Source organism: Absicoccus intestinalis (genome assembly GCF_033971885.1).
Classification (GTDB): Bacteria; Bacillota_I; Bacilli_A; order Erysipelotrichales; family Erysipelotrichaceae; genus Absicoccus; species Absicoccus intestinalis.
The window spans coordinates 18422-34573 of record NZ_JALBUS010000022.1; the positions used below are offsets into that span (position 1 = coordinate 18422).

15 protein-coding genes are annotated in these 16152 nt (G+C 38.5%); 12 read left to right on the forward strand and 3 right to left on the reverse strand.

All coding sequences use genetic code 11. The annotated features are described in order from the left end of the window. The first annotated feature begins 62 nt into the window (after window positions 1-62). Both MOZ64_RS10580 and MOZ64_RS10585 read left to right on the forward strand, forming a co-directional pair. Window positions 63-1265: an acetyl-CoA C-acetyltransferase gene (locus tag MOZ64_RS10580; protein WP_320326522.1), complete on the forward strand. Its 1203-nt coding sequence runs from the start codon at window positions 63-65 to the stop codon at window positions 1263-1265. Window positions 1266-1310: 45 nt separating this feature from the next. Beyond that, on the forward strand, window positions 1311-1916 hold the full coding sequence (locus tag MOZ64_RS10585; protein ID WP_320326523.1) for an HAD-IA family hydrolase: 606 nt from the start codon (window positions 1311-1313) through the stop codon (window positions 1914-1916). Here MOZ64_RS10585 and MOZ64_RS10590 read toward each other — a convergent pair whose 3' ends face one another. Then, window positions 1917-2942, reverse strand: coding sequence for a lysylphosphatidylglycerol synthase transmembrane domain-containing protein (locus MOZ64_RS10590; protein WP_320326524.1), 1026 nt, complete (start codon window positions 2940-2942; stop codon window positions 1917-1919). A 74-nt stretch (window positions 2943-3016) separates the two neighbouring features. On the opposite strand from MOZ64_RS10590, the gene buk reads away from it, so the two are divergent. Continuing rightward, a complete protein-coding gene (buk, locus tag MOZ64_RS10595) occupies window positions 3017-4120 on the forward strand; it encodes a butyrate kinase (protein WP_320326525.1) in 1104 nt (367 codons plus the stop codon). On the opposite strand, the gene rho is transcribed toward buk, so the two are convergent. Beyond that, the gene (rho, locus tag MOZ64_RS10600; RefSeq protein ID WP_320326526.1) at window positions 4121-5416 is read right to left on the reverse strand and encodes a transcription termination factor Rho; all 1296 of its coding nucleotides are present in this window, start codon (window positions 5414-5416) and stop codon (window positions 4121-4123) included. A gap of 91 nt (window positions 5417-5507) precedes the next feature. Here rho and MOZ64_RS10605 point away from each other — a divergent pair, with 91 nt between their 5' ends. The 5 genes from MOZ64_RS10605 (at window position 5508) to MOZ64_RS10625 (ending at window position 9828) form a co-directional block, all read left to right on the forward strand. Then, window positions 5508-6698: a homoserine dehydrogenase gene (locus MOZ64_RS10605; RefSeq protein WP_320326527.1), complete on the forward strand. Its 1191-nt coding sequence runs from the start codon at window positions 5508-5510 to the stop codon at window positions 6696-6698. 356 nt (window positions 6699-7054) lie between these two features. After that, window positions 7055-7570, forward strand: coding sequence for a nitroreductase family protein (locus tag MOZ64_RS10610; RefSeq protein ID WP_320326528.1), 516 nt, complete (start codon window positions 7055-7057; stop codon window positions 7568-7570). Continuing rightward, a complete protein-coding gene (locus tag MOZ64_RS10615; protein ID WP_128520885.1) occupies window positions 7570-7785 on the forward strand; it encodes a hypothetical protein in 216 nt (71 codons plus the stop codon). Before MOZ64_RS10610 ends, MOZ64_RS10615 begins: the two co-directional genes overlap by 1 nt. 30 nt (window positions 7786-7815) lie before the next feature. After that, window positions 7816-8622: a hypothetical protein gene (locus MOZ64_RS10620; protein ID WP_320326529.1), complete on the forward strand. Its 807-nt coding sequence runs from the start codon at window positions 7816-7818 to the stop codon at window positions 8620-8622. A 42-nt stretch (window positions 8623-8664) separates the two neighbouring features. Continuing rightward, complete coding sequence (locus MOZ64_RS10625) at window positions 8665-9828, forward strand: alanyl-tRNA editing protein (RefSeq protein WP_320326530.1); 1164 nt, start codon at window positions 8665-8667, stop codon at window positions 9826-9828. Here the strand turns inward: MOZ64_RS10625 and plsY are convergent. Then, the gene (plsY, locus tag MOZ64_RS10630) at window positions 9823-10443 is read right to left on the reverse strand and encodes a glycerol-3-phosphate 1-O-acyltransferase PlsY (protein ID WP_320326531.1); all 621 of its coding nucleotides are present in this window, start codon (window positions 10441-10443) and stop codon (window positions 9823-9825) included. The genes MOZ64_RS10625 and plsY overlap by 6 nt on opposite strands. A 102-nt stretch (window positions 10444-10545) precedes the next feature. On the opposite strand from plsY, the gene parE reads away from it, so the two are divergent. The 4 genes from parE to MOZ64_RS10650 all read left to right on the forward strand — a co-directional run bounded on the left by parE (window position 10546) and on the right by MOZ64_RS10650 (window position 15999). Then, on the forward strand, window positions 10546-12471 hold the full coding sequence (parE, locus tag MOZ64_RS10635) for a DNA topoisomerase IV subunit B (RefSeq protein WP_320326532.1): 1926 nt from the start codon (window positions 10546-10548) through the stop codon (window positions 12469-12471). Next, window positions 12471-14954: a DNA topoisomerase IV subunit A gene (gene parC / locus MOZ64_RS10640; protein ID WP_320326533.1), complete on the forward strand. Its 2484-nt coding sequence runs from the start codon at window positions 12471-12473 to the stop codon at window positions 14952-14954. The genes parE and parC overlap by 1 nt, the downstream gene beginning before the upstream one ends. A gap of 74 nt (window positions 14955-15028) precedes the next feature. Next, on the forward strand, window positions 15029-15241 hold the full coding sequence (locus tag MOZ64_RS10645; protein ID WP_320326534.1) for a YneF family protein: 213 nt from the start codon (window positions 15029-15031) through the stop codon (window positions 15239-15241). Window positions 15242-15285: 44 nt separating this feature from the next. After that, window positions 15286-15999, forward strand: a complete 714-nt coding sequence (locus MOZ64_RS10650; RefSeq protein ID WP_320326535.1) for a transglycosylase domain-containing protein — start codon at window positions 15286-15288, stop codon at window positions 15997-15999. Window positions 16000-16152: the final 153 nt, after the last annotated feature.

Consider the following 16152-nt stretch of genomic DNA (forward strand, 5'->3'; position numbering starts at 1 on the left):
AGCTGTTTCGGAATGTGTCATAATACACTTGTGAAGATTTTAACAAAACATGGAGGTAAGAAATGACAAAAAAAGTTGTATTGGCTAGTGCTTGTCGTACAGCAATTGGTAAAATGGGTGGCGAATTAAGCTCTGTTCCTGCTGTTGATATGGGTGCTGCCGTTATTAAAGAAGCCGTAAAACGTGCTGGATTGAAACCAGAAGATATTGAACACGTATATATGGGTAATGTTATCCAAGCTGGTTTGGGGCAAAATCCCGCTCGTCAAGCTTCTATCAAAGCTGGTTTGCCAGTAACGACTCCAGCTGTTACAGTCAATGTTGTATGTGGTTCGGGTTTGAATTGTGTCAATATGGCTGCACAAATGATCATTGCTGGTGATGCCGATGTCGTCGTAGCTGGTGGTATGGAAAACATGTCTCGTGGTCCTTATGTATTGAACCATGGTCGTTATGGTATGCGTATGAACACACCAAAAGATGGTTTGGTAGATGCAATGGTACATGATGCATTGTGGGATGCATTCAATGATTATCACATGATGATCACGGCTGAAAATGTTGCGGAACAATGGCATTTAACTCGTGAAGAGTTGGATGAATTTGCTGCTCATTCACAAAATAAAGCATGTGATGCACGTGATAATGGTCGTTTTAAAGAAGAAATCGTACCATTGGAAGTAAACATGGGTAGAAAAAAAGGTATTGTTACGATTGATACCGATGAAGGTCCACGTGAAGGACAAACACCAGAAGTTTTAGCAAAATTAAAATGTTGTTCGGGTAAGCCAGGTGGAGTTGTAACAGCTGGTAATGCATCGGGTATCAACGATGGAGCTGCCGCTTTGGTCGTTATGAGTGAAGAAAAAGCGAAAGAATTAGGTGTTAAGCCAATCGCTACTTGGGTAGCTGGTGCTTTGGGTGGTGTCGATCCATCTATCATGGGTGTTGGTCCGGTAGCAGCTACAAAGAAAGTATTTGCAAAGACAGGATTGACAATCGATGATTTCGATTTGTACGAAGCCAATGAAGCATTTGCGGCTCAATCTTGTGCAGTCGCTAAAGAATTACATTTTGATCCAGAAAAATTGAATGTCAATGGTGGTGCCATTGCACTTGGTCACCCAGTTGGTGCTTCTGGTGCACGTATCTTGGTTACCTTATTGTATGCTATGAAACAAAGAAAAGCACATCGTGGTTTAGCTACTTTGTGTATTGGTGGTGGTATGGGTTGTGCCACTGTTGTTGAAGCATACGAAGACTAATTGATTGGAAAGGGCTTTCTAAGCCCTTTTTGTTTGGAGAAAGCGATGATAGATGCAGTTGTATTCGATGTAGGGGGCGTCTTGGTTCATTTTGATCGAGACATCTACTTTTCAAAATTGGGATATGATCCCGTCAAAGCCAAACAATTAACGCATGCCGTATTTGATCATTCGTCTTGGTTAGAATATGACTTGGGAAATCTAGATGATGTTGCCATACGAAATGCTTTTAAAAAAGATGCACCCGAATTGGCGGAAGATATTGATAAATCATTGATTCATCTTCATGGGGTCATTTCCAAAAAAGCATCTACGATACCTTGGATCCATTCGCTCAAACAGATGAATTTGAAAACATATATTTTATCGAATATTGGGCGAACGTGTGTACAAGATAATTGGGATGCTTTAGATTTTGTTTCTTTGATGGATGGATGCTTTTGGTCATATGAACATCATGTCATCAAGCCAGATAGAAACGCTTTTCAATACATGTGTGAACAATTTCAAATTGTTCCTAAACATGCTATATTTATTGATGATACGAAGAAGAATGTAGAATCGGCAAAACAACTTGGTTTTTATGGTGTCTGGTATCAAGATCAGAAACAAGCAGAGTCAGAATTAATGACAATTTTAAAAGGGGATTGATCAAGTTCCCCTTTTTTTTAGATGATGCGTAAAAGCGATGATCAACAAGCCATCGATGGCTAAACAAAAATATAAATTGATACAACGTGTCAAGAGCATCGCAGATGTTAATATACTAGATGGAAATAAGACGCGGAATAGGATATAGAACAGACCTTCACTTGCACCAATCGCTCCGGGTAAGGGAACAAAGCCAACGGCCACAAAAAGCACAGCTTCGATCATGGTGATTTGGAACCAATTATAATGATGTAAATGAAAGCCTAAATAGACACAAAACGGAACGGAAAACATAAACAACATTTGGAAAAAAGCAGTCAAGATGGTTTTCCGAATGATACCTTTATGGGCTTTTAGATCACTGGCTCCATTTTGATAATCATCATAGACTTGTTTCAATGAAGCATCAATTTTTTTAGCGGCATTTTTTGAAAAGGCGCTGGTCAACTTAACAATCACGCGATTGATGATGCGGGCTGTTTTTTTAAAGAAAACAACACAAAACATAAATAAATCAATAAGAACATTGATGACGATCCCAATTAATAAAGTATATTTGGCTTGTCCCATGGCTCGGGTCAATAATGCATTTTGACTGATAAAGCCAATGATCGCCAATGTTGTTATGGCGGTTTCATGGCCAATCAATTGTATGATCAGAACTAAGGCGGAATGGGAAACATTGATGTCATCTTTATACATATAATAGATTTGCATCGGTTGGCCACCTGTTGCAGATGGGGTAATGTAACTAAAGAAAAAACCTAAAATAGAATATTTGATAGATTGCAGGTAGGTGATGGGATAGCCCAAAATATGTAATGGACGATAGATATTCAATGCATCACAGAATAAGTAACCAACCATCATCAACATACCAAGAATCAAAAAGGTTTGATCTGTCTTTTTTATGGATGTAATGATTTCATTCAGTGAAACAGAATGAAATACAAATGCGAATAATAGGACCACTAGAATCAAAAAAAAGATTCCACTTTTCTTAAAACTTCTCTTCTCTGTATTCATAAATTGTATTTTAACATATTTTTTTTTGACATGCTTCTTTTCCGTCATACAATGAAATAGAAAAGAGGACTTCTATGAAAAAATATAAGATTTTTGTGATCAATCCGGGATCTACATCAACAAAATTAGCTTTATTTGAAAACATGGAATGCAAATTTTCAACCAATGTGTTTCATGATTCATCTGTTTTGATGAAGTTTCCTAAAATTAATGATCAACTCATGTATCGGATGATGGTCATTCAATTATTTTTAGAACAACATCAAATTGATCTCCATGGTGTGGATGCGATTGTGGGTCGTGGTGGTAGTTGTTATGCATTGAAGAGTGGTGTCTACGAAGTAGATGATCGTTTATTAGATGATACAAGAAATGCTCGTGGCGGTTTGTATCATGTTTCCATGTTAGGCATTCAATTGGCAAAAGAACTCGCAAATATTTATGGAGGAAGGATCTTTATGGTTGATCCACCTATTGTGGATGAACTTTGTGATGCCGCACGAATCACGGGCGTTGCTGGTATCTATCGAAAGGCGGTTTCTCATGCTTTGAATCTAAAAGCAACTGCGCGCGTGCATTGTGAAAAGCATCATTTGGATTATCAAAAACACAATTTTATTATTTGCCATATTGATGGTGGAATTTCGATTACGGCGCATCGACATGGACAAATGATCGATGGTAATGATGCAGGTGGCGGGGAAGGACCGTTTACACCAACGCGAATGGGATCGATGGCTGTAACCGATGTACTGCATTATTTATATGATCTGCCAAAGGAAAAAATTCAATCTCTTTGTTATGAAGCAGGGGGTCTTTCCAGTTATTTTGGAACGAGCGATGCCGATAAGATCCATGCGCTCGTAGAAAAAGGAAACCCCAAAGCACAACGAGTTTGGGAAGCGATGATCTATCAGATCAATAAGTGGATTGGTTCGATGGCTACGGTTCTACAAGGTGATGTAGATGCCATCTTATTAACTGGTGGATTGCTGCGATTTGAGGATATCATTCAAGGTATCAAGATGGGATGTGAATGGATTGCGCCAGTTTATGCATATCCTGGGGAATTTGAACAAGAAGCTATGGCCCAAGGTGCTTTTGATGTTTTGAGAGGAAAAATAAAACCAGCCCATTATACCGGGAAACCGGTATGGACTGGATTTGAGGACGATTGATCAAATCGTCTTTTTTTGTAGGATCAATGAAACCAATTGCGCATTATTTTTGGTATGAGCAAATAAATGAATGACTCGATCCGTTGCTTCTTCGCTGCGAACCCCATTTAAAGAACGATGAATGATTCGTGAAACTTCCAATTCTTCCGGAGTCAACAATAGATCTTCACGTCGTGTTCCGGATTTCGCAATATTGATAGCAGGGAAGACACGTTGTTCTTGGAGTTTACGAGATAAAATCAATTCCATATTGCCCGTTCCTTTGAATTCTTCATATACAACATCATCCATTTTGGAACCCGTTTCGATCAGTGCAGTTGCAAGTATGGTCAAACTACCTCCTTGACGCATATTTCGGGCAGCACCAAAAAAACGCTTCGGCATATACAATGAGGCAGGATCCAAGCCGCCAGATAGTGTTCGTCCGCTAGGGGCTACCGTTAGATTATAGGCGCGAGCTAGACGCGTGATGCTATCCAATAAAATGACGACATCTTGCCCCGATTCAACCAGACGTTTGGCTCGTTCAATGACCATTTCACTGACTCGTTTATGATGTTCAGGCATTTCATCAAAAGTCGAATAGATCACTTCGGTATTTTTTCTGTGTACGGTTTCTTTGATGTCTGTTACTTCTTCGGGGCGTTCATCGATCAATAAAATGATCAAATGACATTCTGGATGATTGTTTTGCAGCGATAAGGCAATATTTTTTAATAGAGTTGTTTTACCGGCTTTTGGTGGTGAAACGATCATTCCGCGTTGTCCTTTTCCAATTGGTGCTAATAAATCCACGATACGCATGGAAAGAGATCGTTCCATTTCGAGATGAAGTCTTTCATTGGGAAAGATGGGGGTTAGATTTTCAAAATTGGGTCGTTTTTTGATGATTTCCGGATCGATACCATTCACCGAATTGATCCGAATCAAAGCACTAAATTTATCATTGGAATTTTTTCGTTTTTTTCCAACTAAAATATCACCAGTTTTTAAATGGAAACGTCGAATTTGGGAATGGGAAACATAGATATCGTTGTCGCCGGGTAAATAATTGGCTGAACGAATAAAACCAAAGCCATCAGGTAATACTTCTAAAATACCCATGGCAGGTTGATCGGATGGAGTCTTTTTCTCATTGGGTCTGATTTGTTCTTTCGAAGCTTCTTTTTTTTGTTGCTCCATCAATAATTGAATGACTTCATTTTTTTTCAATGACGAAAGACCTTTCAGTCCTTTTTCTTTGGCCATGGCTTTTAGTTCTTTTACGGATAATTGTTCAAATTGTTCTAGTGTCATACATCCTCCTGAAGTTATGTATTTGGAAAGCTTGTCAAGCTTACGGATTCTTAGTAAACTTAATGTTGGAATAGAAAAGGAGACGCAGTATATGGTAAATGTTGCGGTTTTAGGTTACGGTACAGTTGGTGCTGGTGTTGTGAATGTCTTGATGACAAATGCAGAAATGATTACCAGAAAAGTGGGTACCGAAGTAAAAGTAAAATATGTTTTAGATTTGAGAGACTTCCCAGGAACACCTGTCGAAGATATTGTTACTCATGACTTTAATGATATCGCAAACGATGCAGATGTCAATGTCGTTGTTGAAACAATGGGTGGATTGCATCCTGCCTATGAATTTACAAAACAAGCATTAGAAGCTGGAAAAAATGTATGTACTTCCAATAAAGAATTAGTTGCCGAATTTGGTGTGGAATTATGCGCATTGGCAACGAAAAATTCAGTCAATTATATGTTTGAAGCATCTTGTGGTGGTGGTATCCCCATCATTCGTGCTTTAAACACTTCGTTGATGGGCGAGAAAATCGAAATGGTTTCTGGTATTTTAAATGGTACGACAAACTATATCATGACAAGTATGTATGAAAAAGGTGTTGATTTTGCGACTTGTTTAAAAGAAGCACAAGATCTTGGTTATGCTGAATTACATCCAGAAGCAGATATTGAAGGTCATGATGCGCAACGAAAAATTGCCATTTTATCTTCATTAGCTTATGGAAAGCATGTCAATTATAAAGATGTTCCTTGTCAAGGAATCACACAGATTGATACCATGGATATGGCTTATGCGAAAAAGATGGGAATGAAGATCAAATTATTGGCAACTTCAAAAGTGACCGAGGATGGTGTATGGGCAATGGTTGCACCAAAATTGGTTAGTTCTGATATGATTTTGTATGCCGTCGATGATGTTTTGAATGCTGTTTATGTAGAAGGTAACTGTTTAGGCCCAGCCATGTTCTATGGTTCTGGTGCAGGTTCTTTACCAACGGCCAGTGCAGTTGTGGGTGATATTCTAGATTGTGTTCAGAATTTACATACAACCGTTAAGAAGGATATTACCGATGAAAAACTTCCACTCTTGCCTTTGGATGATGTGCAGAACACCTTCTTTGTTCGTGCCAAGGATGAAGCCAAAGCCAAAGCACAATTTGGACCAATCGAATTGATTCGTGTCAATGATAATGAATTTGGTTTCTGGACCGAAGAAATGACTGAAAAAGAATTTAAGAACAAAGCAAAAGAAGCTGATATTATCTCTTTCTTACGTCGTGGATAATTTTACGAATATTTTACAGTCTATTCAATAAGATCATACATTGTTTGTTTATCGTACAAGTAGAGTGGTGATAAACATGGGTGGATGGATTCTATTTATATTGATAGGTTGTATATATTTTGGGCTTGTCTTATTTCGTTTTTTTGAAGATTTGAAAAAGCCAAAAACCAAAATGTAAAGTTTGGTTATCCTTTGTTTTTTAACGCAGAGCAATCTGCGTTTTTTCTTTGCACTAGGCTTAGATGAAAAAGATGATCAAAGGTTGAAATATTATGTCTTGAAATGTAGACTAAAGCCTTTTTTTATTTATTTACAAATTTATGATTGGACGATTATAATAGATGCGAGGTGATAGAATGGAAACACTTGAAACATTAAAAACACGTCGTTCCCATCGAAAATATTCAAATCAGATGGTACCTCGTGAAACAATAGAAAAAATTATTGATGCGGGTTTATATGCACCGAGTGGGATGGGACAACAATCGGTTGTCGTTGTTGCCATTACCAATCAAAAAGTACGTGATCAATTATCGGAAATGAATCGTAAAATTGGTGGATGGGATTTTGATCCTTTTTATCAAGCACCGGTTGTTTTAGTTGTTCTAGCGGATACTACACGTCCTACCTATTTATATGATGGTTCCTTAGTTATGGGAAATCTAATGAATGCGGCTCATGCTTTAGGTGTGGATTCTTGTTGGATCCATCGTGCAAAAGAAGAATTTGAAAGTGAAGAAGGAAAAGCTCTTTTAAAAAAATTAGGAATTACTGGATCGTATGAAGGCATCGGTCATTGTATTTTAGGCTATGCTTTGGATACGCCGGAAACAGCACCACGAAAAGCAAATCGTGTCTTTTGGGTGGAATGATGAAAGCACAAGAAATGTTTGAGGCATTGGGATACGAGTTGGATACAAATGACCAATTGTTGATGATCTATAAAAAGAATGTGATTGAAATTGTTTTTCAAAAAGATTATAAGAAATATCATGCATTGTGGAGTGGGGAGCCATTGAGTATTGATGTTTCCTTACATCAAGCCATTCATCAACAATGCATTGAGTTGGGTTGGATTGAAAAATAACACTTGAATACTTAGAAAGGGAAGTTATTCATGAGAAGGGGAAGTAAATGGATTCTATTTGTACTTTGTTTTGTGTTGTTATGTGAAGGATGTGCCAGTCCTATTAATGTTGTGAAATCGGATGGTTCAAAATCAAATTATGTGAAAGCAAAAAAAATTGAGAGTGCGTTGATCGAACCGGATAATTATATAGGAAAATGGATCAAGCTCTATGGTCAGATCACGAGTGGTCCAAAAGTTGATGGGGCCGATGGCTATATGGTTTGTTACAAAGGGCAAGACAATCGCTATTTCTTTGTGTCTACGACCAATACGAACTTTAAAGTTGGTGATTATGTTAAAGTGGATGCTAAGATCAATAATATTGTCACTCGCAAAAATGCATTTGGTGATGATTTGCCTGTAGCTGAATTAAATGAAGCGAAGATCACAAAGACGACGTATGATAAGGTTGAGGCACCAGCCTATCAAACCATCAAGCCAAAAAATGGGTCAAAGAAATTAGATGGTGTAAAATTTGAAGTTCAGAAAGTTGAGTATGCTGAATCAGAAACTCGCGTATACATTAAAGTGACGAATAAGACGGATTATGAATTGTATTGTGCTTCGGCATATACGATTGTTCAACAAGGAGACACGGTCATTAATCCGAATACTTCTGAATCGATCATTGAACGGGAAGGCTATGATCAAATTGCGTCATCGATCGATCCGGGCGACTCATCGAGTGGCATTGTACTATTTTCTGTAATCAGTCCGGAAAAGGCGACGCAAGTGATTACTTCTATCTATGATTCATTAGGTCAAGAATATGATTTTACAATTGATGTGAACTAAAGCGAGTAACCCTCGCTTTTTCATGTGGAAAGGAAGGTATATATGGATCCACAAGCGTATTATTATCAATATCCAATGATGAAAGAATTTGATGCAGTGGTACAATCTTGTCAAAAAGTGACAAAAGGGTATGTGTTGACATTGGATCATACGGCTTTTTATCCAGAAGGTGGAGGACAACCCTGTGATGTTGGTAGGATAGATACCGCTTCGGTTTTTGATGTGCAAGAAAAAAATCATGTCGTTTATCATTATGTGGATCGAGCCTTTTCAGTCGGACAAAATGTTCATGGGCGCATTGACTGGAATCGACGTTTTTTAATGATGCAGTCCCATTCCGGTGAACATATTGTATCGGGGCTGATCCATGCTCAATTTGGCTATGATAATGTCGGATTTCATTTGGATCCGCATGGATTGATGACCATTGATTTTAATGGCGTGTTGCGCCCAGCGGATATTGATGCCATTGAAATGTTGGCAAACGATGTGGTGAGTCAGGACATTCCTTTGACCATCGCATGGCCAACAAAAGAACAACGAAAACATATGTCTTATCGCTCAAAAAAAGCTTTGGATGGTCATGTTCGAATTGTAACGATTGGGCCTTATGATACCTGTGCTTGTTGCGGTACACATGTGGAAAGGACGGGCCAAATTGGATCAATCAAGATCCTTTCATTAGAAAAACATAGACAAGGTGTGCGTCTACAATTAATTTGTGGGCGTAAGGCCATTATGGATCATCAACAGAAGCATAAGATTTGTGCACAACTATCACCCCTATTTTCTGTACCGGTAGAAGGTATCGTTACAGCTGTAAAAAAAGCACAAGAAGATCGTAATGAAAAATCAAGGACCATTCGTCAATGGCAGGATAAATATATTGTATTAAAAACAGCTATGTTACCATCTTCAAAAATACAACTTATAGAAGAAGATGTGGATCGATTGACGATGCGTGATTTTTGTAACTATATCTTGGAACACACAGATTGTGTTGTAGCCATGGTCGTAGCGAAAAATCAGGGGGCATATCAGTATGTCATGGCTAGCCAAAAAATCGATTTGAAGATCAAGGTCAATGAGTTAAATGCTTTGCTTGCTGGTCGTGGTGGCGGACAAAAAGAAATGGTACAAGGAACCTTTCGTGCGGATATAGAAACGATAAAAAAAGTCATTCAACAATGGAATGACTCATTATAACCAGGAAACCGTATTCTCGGTTCCTTTTTTTATTTTTTCAATATTGCTGGCATGACGATTGATGACCAGAAGGGATAGACACCAGCTAGAAATGATAATGAAACAAGATTCAACATTCATGATCGATGATGTACCGGTGATGAACAAACTAGATGTTAAAACAGCCGTAATGCTTGCCAAAGAAACAAATTTGAAAATATATAATACGATGAAAAACATGGCTAATGGAATTAAAAAGTTGGTTGCAGAATGAAAAATAAAGATGGAACTTGCCAATAAGAAGCCATATGTCGATGCGACTCCTTTGCCGCCTTTGAATTTCGCAAAAATGGGCCAACAATGGCCAATGACACAAACAAGGCCAGTCCAAATAGCGATGGCTTCATTTGTAAATATACTGGCAATTCCCATTGCCAGAACAACTTTTAGTCCATCAAGCAGGATAACAATTGCACCTACTTTTTTCCCCAATACTCTTCCTGCGTTGGTTCCTCCTAAATTACCAGACCCATATTGACGGACATCGGTATGATAAAAAAGCTTACCAATGACCAATGCGAAGGGAATGGATCCTAGAAGGTATCCACATATTAAAATAATGATGTCTGTTACCATATTTATACCTCTATCTCTCTTATCTTATCATAATCAACATCAAACATTTGAAGAAAATGTTGGATTCACTTATAATTTGTATTTGTATGAAAGGATGATACCATGCCAAAACAACAATATAATGAAGATAGTATCGTAATTTTGGAGGGTCTGGATGCTGTTCGGAAACGTCCGGGCATGTATATTGGATCGACAGATGCCAAAGGCCTCCATTATTTGGTTTGGGAAATTTTAGATAATTCAATCGATGAAGCCTTAAATGGATATGGCAAGGAAATTCATATCACATTAAATAAAGATCGTTCTGTTACCATTGAAGACCATGGACGAGGAATGCCGGTTGGCAAACATGCCAGTGGTGTTTCAACGTTACAAGTTATTTTTACGGTCTTACATGCAGGTGGCAAATTTACTTCACAAGGAGGATATCGGAATTCTGGTGGTTTACATGGTGTAGGGGCGAGTGTTGTCAATGCATTAAGTGCTTGGTGTGAAGTCGTTGTATATGATGGTACCGATAAATGGTCGATGCGTTTTGAACATGGTGATAAGAAGATCGGACCATTGGTACACGAAGGAAAAACCAATCGCACCGGGAGCACAGTCACTTTTTTGCCTGATTTTTCATTATTTAAAGCGGATCGTTTTTCATATTCCAAGATTTGTGAAAGAGCGCAAGAAGATGCTTTTTTATTGAATGGTTTGAAGATCATCGTGACAGATCTTCGAAAAGAGAAAAGAGAAGAAGTCTATCAATATGAGAATGGCCTCCAAGCATTTATCGAAGAAATCAATAAGGATCGTACGCCGATGCATGATCCTATTAATTTTAGTGGCGAATACAATGCGATCAAGGTAGAAGGATCGTTTCAGTATACGGATCAATATCAAGAGAATATCTTTTCTTTCACAAATATGGTTCGTACGCACGATGGTGGTTCACATGAAACAGGTGCGAAACAAGCATTTACGAAAGCTTTCAATGAATATGCACGTAAAAATGGATTTATCAAAGAAAAAGATAAAGGTTTTGAAGGTTCTGATGTGCGTGAGGGGTTGACTTTGGTCATTAATTTGACCGTACCGGAGGAGCTTCTACAATTTGAGGGTCAAACCAAAGAAAAGTTAGGAACACCGGAAGCGCGTCAAGCCACAGATATGGTAGTCAGTGAAAATGTACGTTATTTCTTGGAAGAAAACAAAGAGGTAGCGGATACATTGGTGCGCAAGATCGTCAAGGCAGCTAGTGCGCGTAAAGCTGCGCGAAAGGCACGGGATGATGCTCGTAAAGGCAAGGGCAAGCAGCGTAGTGAGCGGATCTTGTCGGGAAAATTAGCGAATGCACAATCGAAAGATGCACGTCGAAAAGAATTATATCTAGTCGAAGGAGATTCGGCGGGTGGTTCTGCCAAACAAGGGCGTGATTCTCGTTATCAGGCCATATTACCTTTACGTGGTAAGGTCTTAAATACAGAAAAAGCGAAGCTAGAGGCTGTTGAAAAAAACGAAGAATTGAATACGATCATTCATTGTTTAGGGGCTGGTGTGGGCAAAAATTTTGTAGCCGAAGATTCCAACTACTACAAAGTCATCATCATGACGGATGCAGATGATGATGGAGCCCATATCCAAAATTTATTATTGACTTTCTTTTGGCGTTATATGCGTGATCTGATCTATAAGGGAATGTTGTATATTGCGTTGCCGCCACTCTATCGCATTGCGAAGGGAAAAGAAGAATATTATTTATATTCGGACGAAGAATTAGCGGAAAAGCGAAAAGAATTGAAGAGTGGATATACTTTGACTCGATATAAAGGTTTGGGTGAAATGAATGCCAATCAATTATGGGAAACAACGATGAATCCGCAGACCCGTACTTTATTGTGTGTGACAATTGAAAATGCGGCATTGGCGGAACGTCGAGTTTCGGAATTCATGGGAGATCGTGCCGATCTTAGACGAGCTTGGATCGAAGATAATGTGGAATTTACGCTTGAAGATGATTATGCCAAGGAGGTGGCTTGATGGTCAAAAAACAAAAAGTCGGAAAGCCGGAACATATTTTGCATGATGATCTTGAAGAAATCATGGCCGATCGTTTTGCTCGTTATTCGAAATACATCATTCAAGAACGTGCTTTGCCAGATGCTCGCGATGGATTAAAGCCGGTTCAACGTCGTATTTTGTATGCGATGTATGAAGATGGCAATACAGCCAATCATCCCTATCGAAAATCAGCCAAAACGGTTGGTAATGTGATTGGTAATTATCATCCACATGGAGATAGTTCGGTGTATGATGCGATGGTGCGTCTTTCCCAAAATTGGAAGATCACAAATCCGCTTGTTGATATGCAGGGAAATAATGGTTCGATCGATGATGATCCAGCCGCAGCGATGCGTTATACCGAAGCTCGATTAAGTCCTATTGCGAATTATTTATTGGAAGATATTGATAAAGAAACGGTGGAATGGGCGCCTAACTTTTCGGATGAAAAACTCGAACCTACGGTCTTACCTGCTCGTTTTCCGAATTTATTGATCCATGGCATCAGTGGTATTGCTTCTGGATATGCAACCAATATTCCACCACATAATTTAAATGAAGTGATCGACGCTTGTATCTATCGTATTGAACATCCAGAATGTACCTTAGATGATGTCGTATCCATTGTGAAAGGTCCAGACTTTCCAACTGGAGGCATTGCGATGGGTGCAAATGGCATTCGTCAAGCCTTTGAAACCGGTCGCGGGAAGGTTATGGTTCGATCCAAAGTGCATATTGAACAAACCCGAACGATCCAACAGTTGATCGTGACCGAGATTCCTTATGATGTAATCAAATCTCAAATGGTCAAAAAGATCGATGAGATTCGTTTAAATAAAACGATTGATGGAATCTTGGATGTACGGGATGAAAGTGATCGTACCGGATTACGTGTGGTCGTGGATGTAAAAAAAGATATTGATGCCCAACAAATCTTGAATTACTTGTATAAGAATACAGATCTTCAGGTTTCATATAACTACAATATGATTGCAATCGTAGATAAAGCACCCGTTCAAATGTCTTTGATTGCTTGTTTGGATGCTTTCATTGCCCATCGGGAAGATGTTGTCCGCAAACGTTCTACTTATGAATATGATCGTAAATCGGCTCGGGCGCATATTTTGGATGGTTTGATTCGGGCTGTATCGATCATGGATGAAATCATTCAGATCATTCGGGATTCCAAAAATAAATCGGATGCCATCAAAAATTTGATGGATCGATTTGACTTTACGCAAGAACAAGCCGATGCGATTGTTTCAATGCGGTTGTATCGTTTGACCAATACCGATGTCAAGGAATTAAAAACGGAATATAATAGCTTGAAAAAAGAATTGCAGCATCTTCATGAGATATTGACGAAACAAAAGGTATTGCATCAGGTCATCATTGATGAATTGAAAGAAATCAATGAGAAGATCCCAACCCCAAGACTAACCATGATTCAAGCTGATGTAGAAGAAATCAAGATCAATCGCCAAGCAATGATCGCGGATGAACAAGTTGTGATTCCAATCACACATGATGGCTATGTTAAAAAGGTGTCTTTGCGATCTTTTAATGCATCAAGTCCACAAGATTGTGGTCATAAAGATACAGATACCGTTTTGGGATATGGACAATGTAGTACATTGGATACATTATTATTCTTTACCAATCGTGGGAAATATGGCTATCTTCCTGTCTATACATTGGAAGAAGGAAAATGGAAAGATGTGGGATCTCATTTGGGTAACTATGTGAAAATGGATTCCAATGAAAAGATCATTCGCGCTTATTTTTTGCGAGAATTTGATGAACATACCTACGTAGTCATGACATCAACGGCAGGCATGATCAAGCGGACCAAGCTTTCGGAATTGGCTGTCACTCGTGCAAACAAGACCATGGTTTGTATGAAAATTGGGTCATTGGATTCGATGTGCAGTGTAAATCTAAGTTATGCGAATCAAGATCAAATTATTGTTGCGAGCATGAATGGCTATGGACTGCGATATCCGGTAGAGCAAGTACCGGAAACTTCAACACGTACCAAAGGAGTCAAAGCAATTCAGTTATCAAATAATGATCGAGTAGCTGGTATGGCTGTTGTTTCTAACGATATTCATCAAGTGTTATTAATTGGTCAGCATGCACAAATGAAACGGTTGAAAGTAGAAGATATTGCTCCATTCCATCGTCCTGCGAAGGGTTCTCGTTTATGTAAATGGGTCAAGAGCAATCCTGTATTGATTGATCAAATATATGGGGTTGATGCCGAAACTTCCTTTGTATTAAAGCAAGAAGAATCGATTGATTTCCAAGCGAAGGATATTACCTTGATGAGTCCAACTTCAACCTTCTCAACACCGTTTGGAAAGTTGGATGATTTTAGGATCGAGTGTTCCATTGATACGATACATAAGGGAAATTGGACGCCGCAACCAGAAGATTTTAAACAGGCTACTTTGTTTGATTGAGGGAATAGTAAAATAGTTGATAAACATATAAAAAGATAGTAAAATAACCAAGTAGATAGCGAGGATGGGTAGACATGGGATTACAATCAGTTTTATTTACATTAGTTGGAATTGTGATTGGAGGCATTTTAGGTTTCTATTTCACAAAGAAAAGATTTGAAAAAGAATTAAAAGAAAATCCACCAATCAATGAAAAAATGATACGTGCAATGTTCCTTCAAATGGGTCGTAAACCAAGTGAAGCGCAAATTCGTCAAATCATGAAATCTATTAACTCGAATCGATAAGTGGAGAAGTGTGAAAGCACTTCTCTTTTTCTAAAAGGAGAGCTATGAAAAAAATTTTACATATATTTTTAGTTGTTGTTGCCGTTCTATCCATTGGTATAGCATCGTTGGCTTTTTATGGATATATACAGTTTCAACGGTTTTCTGCACAAACTGGTTCTTTAACGACCTTGGTTGAGCAAGTGGAAAGTAGTGATGCGTATGTAGACTATCATGATTTACCAAATACATTGGTCCGAGCAACGGTATCGATTGAAGATCATCGTTTTTTCGAACATGATGGTGTCGATACGATTGGTTTGATTCGTGCTCTTTTGAGCCAGATCAATGAAAATTTGGTCAAGAGTGGAGGGTCTACCATCACCCAACAATTAGCTAAGAATTTATATGGTCAATATGATTCCAATCTATCCTGGAAGATGGCAGAATTCTTTTTTGCCAGAGAATTGGAGTCACATTATTCGAAATCAGAAATCTTTGCTTTATACGTGAGCGTGATCAATTATGGAAATGGATACACAGGTATCAAACAAGCCAGTGAAGGATATTTTGGTAAGGAACCAGCTGATTTATCGGATGCGCAATGTACGATCTTGGCCGGTATTCCACAAGTGCCTAGTAAATATGCATTGATCAGCACAGAAAATGTGGAGGCAGCCAAAAAACGACAAAAATTAGTATTAGCAGCTATGGTCGAATATAAATATTTAAATCAAACACAAGCCGATGAAATTTATGCGGAGTCGATTTGGCAATAAAAAAGAGCGGGAAGTTTATGATATGCCCCCTGTCAAGTAGACAGCGAAAATATCCAAAATAACTACCAAGCAAGGTCAATTCGATTTGGCCTTGTTTTTATTGTTGTGCTTGTTCCTGTTGCTTTGCTCTTCTCAATCTTTTCCCAGAATCGT